Origin of the sequence: Nguyenibacter vanlangensis (assembly GCF_013376155.1) — a bacterium.
GTDB lineage: Bacteria > Pseudomonadota > Alphaproteobacteria > Acetobacterales > Acetobacteraceae > Gluconacetobacter > Gluconacetobacter vanlangensis.
Genome location: NZ_JABXXP010000948.1, coordinates 1 through 888 on the forward strand (window position 1 = coordinate 1; position 888 = coordinate 888).

Annotated in this window: 2 protein-coding genes; both read right to left on the reverse strand. The window is 69.8% G+C overall.

Annotated features, from left to right (window positions below):
• Positions 1-28: 28 nt before the first annotated feature.
• Positions 29-640 (reverse strand): SCO family protein, encoded by a 612-nt coding sequence (locus HUK84_RS20370; protein ID WP_176641819.1) that lies wholly within the window; start codon positions 638-640, stop codon positions 29-31.
• The coding region (locus HUK84_RS20375) for a DNA polymerase (RefSeq protein WP_176641820.1) at positions 640-888 on the reverse strand (249 nt) is incomplete at its 5' end. The genes HUK84_RS20370 and HUK84_RS20375, both read right to left, overlap by 1 nt.

Sequence of the window (888 nt, forward strand, 5' to 3'; positions counted from 1 at the left end):
AGGCACCGCGCGCGCGCGCCTGCCACTCTTATTGCGTCGCCATCAGGCTGCGCAGGCGGTCGGCGATCTGGCCGGCGGTGGCCGTGGCCTCGACCGTCCCGGCATAGCGACCCTCGGGCGACATGATGACGATGCGCGGCGACGGCTCCATGGCGTAGTCGCCGTTGGCGCCGGGGTGCCGGACATAGGGGGCGTGGTATTCGGCCGTCACGGCCTTGATCATGTTCGGCGCGCCGGTGAGCGCGATGATGTGCGGCCCGAAGCGCAGCGTGTAGGCCCGCAGCAGTTCGGCCGTATCGCGCATCGGATCGACCGAGATGAACAGCGGCGCCACCAGCCGCGCCTGCGCGCCCATCAGGTCCATCGCCCCGGCCATCGCGTGCAGCGTCGCCCCGCATTGCGTGTCCGGGCAATGGGTGTAGCCGAAATAGACCAGCATCCAGCGGCCCAGGAAATCGGTATCCGCCACTTCGCCGTCGGCGGCGCTGATTAGCCGGAACGACCCGCCGATCTCGTTGCCGTAGGTCGAGAGGATCGGGCCCATCCGGTCCATGATCCGAAAGGTGCCGTACCCGCCCACCACCGCGGCCAGCGCGATGACGCCCCCGATGATCAGCCGCCGCCTGTCCCTGTCCTGCATCAATGCGCGTCCGCCCAATTCGCTCCGGCCCCGGTCTCGACCACCAGCGGCACCGTCAGGCTGGCCGCCGATTCCATGACCTGTTTCACCAGGGCGGCCAGCGTTTCCTGCTGGTCCGCCCGGACCTCGAACAGAAGTTCGTCATGGACCTGCAGCAGCAGCCGCCCGTCCAGGCTGGCCGCCGCCAGCGCCTGCGGCAGCCGGACCATCGCGCGCTTGATGATGTCGGCCGCCCCGCCCTGCAGCGG